We start from the raw sequence: 7751 nt of genomic DNA, 5'->3' as shown, positions 1-7751 counted from the left end.
TGCTGGGTCAGCTCCGTGGAGCGCAGGCGGATGATCGACAGCACGCCGAACAGCCCGAGCCCGAGGCCGGCGCCCACCGCGCTGCTCGCCAGGGCGGTCGCCACCGCCAGCACGCCGACGTTGACGCCGAGGTACGCGACGACGAGGTCACGCCGCCGGTGCCGGGGGAAGTAGACGCCGAGTGCGAGGACGCTGATGGCGACGAGATCGAGCGCGAGGAGCGCGTACTGAGTCATGGGAACCCTCCTAGTGGGACGGGTTCCATTGAGCCGAGCGAGCCTGTGCCGTCGCTGTGCGAGGGCTGAGGCGCAGGCGTGGATCGGGCACGGGACCACCCGCCGGTATGGAAGGGTTTCCCCTCGTTCCCTCTCCGCCCTCCACCTTGGGAGTTCCCCCGTGCGCGTGTCCCGTCGTCTGCTCGTCGTCCCGGCCGCCGCCGTCCTCGCCTGGTCGCTGACCGCGTGCGGAGGGTCCGCGCCGGAGGCCGCACCGACGTCCTCCGTCGGCGCATCGGTCGAGGAGGAGACGGTCGTCGAGCCCGCCGGTTTCGAGCTCACCACGGACAACCTGGGCGACATCGCCACGGCGATGCTGGCCGCGAAGACCTACGACACGACGATGGTCACGGACGTCGCCGGCGCCTCCATGACCGCTCAGGGCCAGGCACGCGTCACCGACGCCGGCAACGAGCTGACCATGACGATGAGCAGCGCGCAGATGACCGCGCCCATCGAGATGCGCATCGTCGGCGGCCAGATGTACATCAACATGGGTGAGCTGACCGGGGGCATGTTCTGGCAGCTGGACCCCACCGACACCAGCAACCCCCTGACCGCGTCGCTCTCGCAGACGACCGGCTCCAGCGCGACCGACAGCCTCGAGGAGATCCTCCCCGCCCTGGTCAGCGTCACCAAGGCCGGAGCCGCCGAGCAGCTCGACGGCGTCAGCGCGCAGCCGTACGACGTGGTGGTCGACACCAGCAAGATGGCCGGCCCGTCGGCGGAGCAGTTCGCCGCCGCGGCCGCAGCCGGGGTCGAGGTGCCGAAGGAGATCACCTACACGTACTGGGTCGGGGACGACAAGCTGCCCCGCAAGCTCGTGATGGACATGATGGGCTCGCACATCGAGATGACGCTCAGCAACTGGGGCGGCCCGGTGACGATCGAGGCCCCGCCGGCCGACCAGGTGACGGCGGCGCCGGCGATGTGATCAGCGCCTGACGCGGTACCGGATGTGCGGTCATCATGGCCCGCCGAGTGTCGGCGGTCGATCGTACACTTGTTCGATTCCGATAGGGATCGACAGGAGGTAGCGAGGTGACGGCGCTTCTCGACGACCCGCGCACCCCGGCTTCCGACTGGGGCCCGTCGCCCGAGCTGGACCTGAGGCACGTCGAGGCGTTCCCGATCCCCGGCCTGACGCTCAGCGAGCTCGCCGGCCGGCTCGAGTCCGTGTCGGTCGCGGACGCCTCCGACGTCGAGCTGGTCAACGCCGTCACCGCGTGGCAGCAGGTGCTCAACATGGCGCAGGCCGCGCAGGCCGTCGTCATCCGCGAGATGGAGGCGAGGACGCCGGACGCGCTGGCCAAGGTCGGCGACGAGCTGGCGTGCGCGCTGGTGTGCACGGGGCGGCTGGCTCGGGACCTGGTCCTGCGGGCGTCGTTCGCGGGTGACCGTCCGGCGCTCGCGGACGCGTGGGCCGCGGGTGCGGTCGACGCGCGCAAGGTCGACGTGATCGTCGCCGAGACCCTCGCCGCGGAGCCCGGCACCGTGGCTGCGGTGGTCGCCGACGCTCTCGACCGCGCCCAGGACCTCACGGCGCCCCAGCTGGCTCGGCACGTGCGGGGTGCCGTGATCGGTGCCGACGCCGCGGCTGCGGAGCGGCGGCGCGTCAAGGAGCGAGCCGATCGCTGGGTCTCGATGCGCCTGTCCGAGCACGGGATGGCGTTCCTCAGCGCCTACCTGCCGGCCGAGCACGCGACCGCGGCCTTCACGGCGGTCGACGCCCTCGCGGGGAACGCCGCCGTCGACGGCGACGACCGCACGGTCGACCAGCGTCGCGCGGACGCGTTCGCCGATGTGTTCACGGGCATCCTGGACCGGCAGGCCACCCCGGACGGGACGCCACTGCCGACCCGGCACGGGCAGCGGGTCTCCCTGCAGGTCGCGGTGGCGGCGAGCACCCTGTTGGGCGTGGACGACAACCCGGCGGTCCTCGAGTCGTACGGTCCGATCACCGCGGAGGTCGCCCGCGAGCTGGCGCAGGACGCCACGTGGCGCCGGGTGCTGACCGACGCCACCGGCCAGGTCTGCGCGGTCGGCAGCGCCACCTACCGGCCGGGCGCCGACCTGACCCGCACCGTCATCGCCCGCGACGTCACCTGCACCTTCCCGGGGTGCCGGCAGCCTGCGTCGCGCTGCGAGATCGACCACCGCGTCCCCTACGACTTCTCGCGAGCGCCGGCCGGCTCGGTGCACGACGTTCAGACGTGCGAGGCGAACCTGCACGCCCTGTGCAAGCACCACCACGAGGCCAAGACGAAGGGGTGGTGGAAGGTGACCTGGGACCCGGTCACCGGGATCTCGACGTGGACCGACCGGCACGGGCTGACGTACGCGCGCCATCCGGTCCAGCTGTTGACCACGCCGTCCGTCGCCGAGCACCCACCGCCGCCACCGCCACCGCGCGACTGGGGCGACCCACCGTTCTGAGCCCGGCGGCGGCCGGACTGTCGCCGAGGGGGCCGAAGGACGGGCGGGGCCACGCGGCGGCCTCGTCGAGGCGTCGCCCGCCGACGAGTCAGGCCGGGTTCCAGCCGAGCCGCGGCGCGACGCTCGTCGCCACGTTCTCGAGGATGCGGCGGCTCATGGCGTGGGTCGCGTTCGCGGGCAGGACGATGTCGAGCCCCGTCGCCTCCTGGAGGGCGACGTCGGCCTGCAGGCTGGCGACGACCTCGTCGGGCGATCCGTGGTGCGTCGGGCTGAACACCCCGAACCCGGTGCCGGCGGGCGGGCGACCCGTGGCGTCGAAGCGGCCCGCGTACCAGGCGATGTACTCGGCGAAGAGCTCGTCGTCCGCGGGCATGACGCTCGGCAGGACGATCCGTCCGGCGACCGCGCGCGGGGTCCGACCGGGGACGTCGAACGTCTCCTTGTACGCGCGGATCTGGTCGCGCTGCGTCTCCTCGAAGGACCGCCCGTCGTCCTCCCCGTTGAGCGTCGAGACCAGCAGGTCCATCCCCTGCTCGGCGGTCCGTACGGCGGTCGCCCGAGACCCGGGCCCGTACCAGACCCGGTCGGCGAGGCCGGGGCTGTGCGGCGTGACGGTCAGGGGGGTGCCGGGCGGTGCGATCGGGAAGCCGCCCTCCGGGGCGACTGCGACGGGCTCCCCGGCGAGAGCCGCGCGCAGCCGGGCGATGCGGTGCTGGGACTCGTCGTCGAACGAGAGCTCACTGGAGCCGTAGACCCCGTCGAGCAGCGCGGCCGACGGCTTGATCCCGCCGGCGACGCCCAGCTCGAGCCGGCCGCCGGACAGGAGGTCGACCGTCGCGGCGTCCTCCGCGACCGCGATCGGGTCGGCGTACCGCATCGGCAGGACCGCGGTGCCGAACCGGATGCGCGTGGTCGCCTGGCCGATGGCCGCGAACAGGGGGAACGGCGAGGAGAGGAACTTCTCCAGGTGACGGACCCGGACCCAGCCGATGTCGTAGCCGAGCTCCTCCGCGTACTGGAAGAGGTCGATGGCGTCGCGCAGGGACTGGCCCGCGTCGGCCGGGTCGTCGTACGGGACGAACGTGAGGAAGCTGAGCTCGAGGCGGGGGGCGGTCACGCGCGCATCGTACGAGCACGCTGCCTCGTCGGACGCGCCGGGGCGGGCTGATCTCAGTCGCCGAGCACCCAGCCGTGCGGCTCGGCCAGCCTCTCGGCGGACTTCGGCCCCCACGAGCCGACCGCGTACGGCTCGGGCGTCGGACGCGCGTCGCCCAGCAGCGGAGCGAAGGCGATCCAGGCCGCCTCCAGCCCGGCCGGCGTCGTGAACAGGGTGCGGTCGCCGACGAGGACGTCCTCCAGCAGCCCGGCGTACGGCGGCAGGGACTCGCCCGGCTCGACGTCGGCCAGCTCCAGGTTGGCCGTCCCGGTCCCGAGCTCGAGGAACGCGCCGGGCTTCTTGACGGTCGTCGTCACCTCGAGCTCGCCCGAGCCGGCCAGCGAGACGATCACACGGYTGGGGCCGACGGGGGAGCCGAACAGCGTGTCCGGCGTCCGCAGCACGAGGGTGACCTGCTGCGCCGAGCCGCCCATCCGCTTGCCGGTCCGCAGCAGGAAGGGCACGCCCTTCCACCGCTCGGTGTCCACCCAGAGCCGCGCGGCGACGAACGTGTCGGTGGTGGAGTCGTCGGGTACGCCGTCGATGTCGCGGTAGCCCTCGAACTGCCCGAGCACCACGTCGTTCGCGGGGTCGAGCGGCCGGAAGTGCTGGATGACGTCCTCGCGTGCCTTGCCCAGGTTCGCCGCGTCGAGCTTGCGCGGCGGCTCCATCGCGACCTCCGCGGCCACCTGGAACAGGTGCGTGACCAGCATGTCGAGCGCGGCGCCGGTTGCGTCGTAGAACTCGGCGCGCTGCGCGACGTCCAGCGTCTCGGGCACGTCGATCTGCACCTGCTCCACGTGTCGCCGGTTCCACACCCCGCCGAACAGCTCGTTGGCGAACCGCAGGACGTGCAGGTTCTGCGTCGCCTCCTTGCCCAGGAAGTGGTCGATCCGGAACACCTGCTCCTCGTCGAACGCGGCGTGCACGGTCGCGTCGAGGTCCCGGAACGTCTCCAGCGACGTGCCGTACGGCTTCTCGTAGACCACCCGGACGCCGTCGGTCAGCCCGGCCTTGTCCAGCGCCCGCGTGATCGGCGCGAACGACGACGGCGGCACCGCGAGGTAGTGGACGACCGTGGCACCGCCACCGAGCACGCCCTGCAGCCGGTCCAGCTCTCCCGGCAGCTCGTCGGCACTGCCGTCCTCGGTGACGTCACCGCAGTACGCGGTGTGCGTGGTCAGCTCGGGGACGCCCTCGGCCGCCTCCTCGTCGCCGAACTCCTCGACCGCGGTGCGGAGCAGCTCGTCGAACTCCGTCGAGCTGATCGGGGTGCGWCCCGTGCCGAGCAGCGCCCAGCGCTCGGGCAGCAGACCGCGGCGCTGGAGGGTGGCCAGCGCGGGCAGGACCATGCGCCGCGCGAGGTCCCCGCGGGCACCGTGCAGGACGAAGATCAGGGGCTCGGTGGGCGCCATCGGGCGGGTCCTCACGACGGTGACAGGCGGAGCCTCGACCGTACGTGCGCTTGCCGACGAGCGCGCGGCGGCGCGGTCTGGCGCCCGTGGTGGACGACGATGGGCTGCATGACGAGCTACCTCGGGATCGACCTCGCGTGGGCGGCGCGGGCGCGGACCGGCCTTGCCGCGCTCGACGAGACCGGTCGCCTCGTCGCGTCCACCGCGGTGGTCACGGACGACGAGATCGCCACCTTCGTYGACGCGCACACGAGCGGGACCGTYGTCGCCGCGATCGACGCGCCGCTGATCGTCCCCAACGCCACGGGCTCGCGGGTGCCGGAGCAGCTCGTCTCGCGGGAGTTCGGGCCCTACAACGCGGGCGCCTACCCCTCCAACCGGTCCCGCCCGCTCTTCGACCCTCCGCGCGGCGAGACGCTCTGCGCTCGGTTCGGGTGGGACCCCGACCCGGCGACCGCGCCCGGCCACGGCACCTCGGTCGCCATCGAGGTCTACCCGCACCCGGCGATGGTCGTGCTCTTCGCGCTGGCCAGCGTCCTGCCCTACAAGGCGAAGCGCGGACGCGGGCTGGACAGCCTCAAGGTCGCCTTCCTGTCCCTCCTCGACCACATGGAGCGGGTCTGCGACGAACCGCTCCGGCTGACCACGTCGGCGCGCTGGGCGGAGATCCGCAGCGCGGTGGCAGCGGCCGGCCGGATCGCGGATCTCGACCGCGTCGAGGACGAGGTCGACGCCGTCCTCTGCGCCTATCTCGCCTGGCTCTGGGGCACGGGATCCCCGGCCATGCGGGTCCTCGGCGACGTCCACAGCGGCTACATCGTGGTTCCGGGGAGCCCCTCCGTCCCGCCCGCGCGTCCCGTCCGGGTGCCTGCGCTGGACCTGGCGGACGAGTTCCGCGCGGCCGTCCCGAGCCTGACGCGGCGCGAAGCCGAGCGTCTGGTCGAGATCGCCCGGGAACGCGCCCGCGTGATCCTCTAGCCGACCGGTGTCGGGACCCGCTCGACCCGGGCGACGCGGTCCAGGATCGCGTCCAGCACCGCCCCGCGGTCGAACTGCATCGCGTGCAGGCGGGCGCGGGTCTCCCAGCCGGCGCGCTCGTCGGGAGACATGGTCAGCACGCGGTCCAGCGCGGCGGCGATGGCCGACGGTGACTCCACCGGCACGATGATCGCCGTGTCGCCGACCGCCTCGCCGATGCCTCCGGTGTCCGTGGTGATGACCGGACCGCCGCCGGCGAGCATCTTCTCGGCCAGGGCGATCCCGAACGTCTCGACGAACTCCGGCCGAGGCTTGCTCGGCAGCACGTAGGACGCGGACGCGGCCATCAGGTGGGCCTTCTCGTCGTCGTCGACGTCGTCGAAGAACACGATGCGGTCGGCGGCGCTCGACGCGGCGGCGAGCTCCTGGAGCCGGTCGGCGTCGGGTCCGCTGCCCGCGACGACCAGCCGGAGGGAGTCGGCCGCGCGACTTTCGGCGAAGCCGGCGATGAGGTCGTCGACCCCCTTGGCGTGCGCGAGACGGGACAGGAACAGGACGTAGCCGTCGCGCTCCAGGCCGCGGGACGCCAGGACGCGGTCGGTCTCGGCGGCGTCGAGGTCCAGGTAGGAGCCCACGTCGATGGCCGGATAGGAGACCGTCACGCGCTCGCGGCACTGGGCGGCGAACGTGGTGCCGTGCTTGGCGTCGATGGCGGCGGCCTCGGCGATGATCAGCTCGCGCGTGTAGTCGCTGACCGCCAGGCACACGTCGTGCTCGAGGTAGCTGGACAGCACGTGCGCGGCTGCACCGAACTCGTCCTTCTCGACGCAGGCGCGCACCACGTTGGTGACGTCGGAGCCGACCGCCTCGGCGACAGTCGTGACGTTGACGGGCAGGCCGGTCCGTCGGGCGACGTGCACGGCGTCGGCCACCGCGAGCGAGTGCGGGCTCAGGTACAGGGACATGGCGACCGTCGGGACGCCGTCGGTGAAGAGCTCCACCAGGCGGCCGACGATCCCCGCGAGCCAGCGGCCGTCGGGGACCTTGTAGTCGCCGACGGGCTCGGGGCGCTCGACGGTGATCCCCGGCGAGTAGGGCAGCACCCCGTCGAGCGGCTTGAGGGGGAGGCCCGTCGCCTGCAGCCGGTCGATGGGCCACGTGACGATGCGGACGTCGTCGAAACCCCGCTGGAGGGCGGCCTCCGCGAGGTTGCGGGCCTCGCCCGAGTGCCCGCAGATGACCGGGTCGGCGCGGACGACGATGACGAGACGGCGGTTCGGGAACACGGCGACTCCTGGGGTCAGCGCCGCAGCGCGGTGGACGGGGGGGTCGTGCTGACGGACGGGGGCCGGACGGTGGTGCCCCAGGCGCTGGGCGTCGGACCGAGCTCCAGGTGCAGGCGTCCGCCGCGGTGGAGCTCGGTACCGGTCAGCCACGTGCGATCGAGCCGCTCACCGTCGAGGTGGACGGACTGTACATACTGCGTAGGTC

General features: G+C 72.9%; 8 protein-coding genes. 3 read left to right on the top strand and 5 right to left on the bottom strand.

All coding sequences use genetic code 11. The features are described 5' to 3' along the window. Positions 1–236: DUF4956 domain-containing protein (locus AC1DUQ_RS13520; protein WP_477073955.1), on the bottom strand; the 236-nt coding region annotated here is incomplete at its 3' end. Between the two features lie 166 nt (positions 237–402). On the opposite strand from AC1DUQ_RS13520, the gene AC1DUQ_RS13515 reads away from it, so the two are divergent. Then, complete coding sequence (locus tag AC1DUQ_RS13515; protein ID WP_477073954.1) at positions 403–1209, top strand: SCO4651 family lipoprotein; 807 nt, start codon at positions 403–405, stop codon at positions 1207–1209. A gap of 107 nt (positions 1210–1316) precedes the next feature. After that, positions 1317–2711: an HNH endonuclease signature motif containing protein gene (locus AC1DUQ_RS13510; RefSeq protein ID WP_477059697.1), complete on the top strand. Its 1395-nt coding sequence runs from the start codon at positions 1317–1319 to the stop codon at positions 2709–2711. A gap of 88 nt (positions 2712–2799) precedes the next feature. Here AC1DUQ_RS13510 and AC1DUQ_RS13505 read toward each other — a convergent pair whose 3' ends face one another. Both AC1DUQ_RS13505 and AC1DUQ_RS13500 read right to left on the bottom strand, forming a co-directional pair. After that, complete coding sequence (locus AC1DUQ_RS13505) at positions 2800–3828, bottom strand: LLM class flavin-dependent oxidoreductase (RefSeq protein WP_477059698.1); 1029 nt, start codon at positions 3826–3828, stop codon at positions 2800–2802. Between the two features lie 53 nt (positions 3829–3881). Next, positions 3882–5282 (bottom strand): glucose-6-phosphate dehydrogenase, encoded by a 1401-nt coding sequence (locus AC1DUQ_RS13500; protein ID WP_477073953.1) that lies wholly within the window; start codon positions 5280–5282, stop codon positions 3882–3884. 108 nt (positions 5283–5390) lie between these two features. Here AC1DUQ_RS13500 and AC1DUQ_RS13495 point away from each other — a divergent pair, with 108 nt between their 5' ends. Then, complete coding sequence (locus tag AC1DUQ_RS13495) at positions 5391–6260, top strand: DUF429 domain-containing protein (protein WP_477059700.1); 870 nt, start codon at positions 5391–5393, stop codon at positions 6258–6260. On the opposite strand, the gene AC1DUQ_RS13490 is transcribed toward AC1DUQ_RS13495, so the two are convergent. Next, entirely contained in the window at positions 6257–7546 is a 1290-nt protein-coding gene (locus AC1DUQ_RS13490; RefSeq protein ID WP_477059701.1) for a glycosyltransferase, read from the bottom strand. The two genes, AC1DUQ_RS13495 and AC1DUQ_RS13490, sit on opposite strands and share 4 nt — an antisense overlap. A gap of 14 nt (positions 7547–7560) precedes the next feature. Continuing rightward, a partial coding sequence (locus AC1DUQ_RS13485) for a hypothetical protein (RefSeq protein WP_477073952.1) occupies positions 7561–7751 on the bottom strand: 191 nt, incomplete at its 5' end.

Source organism: Cellulomonas sp. P4_B5_2 (assembly GCF_056402235.1).
Note: the sequence above shows the minus strand (reverse complement) of the source record. Positions and strands in the feature narration are given on the sequence as shown.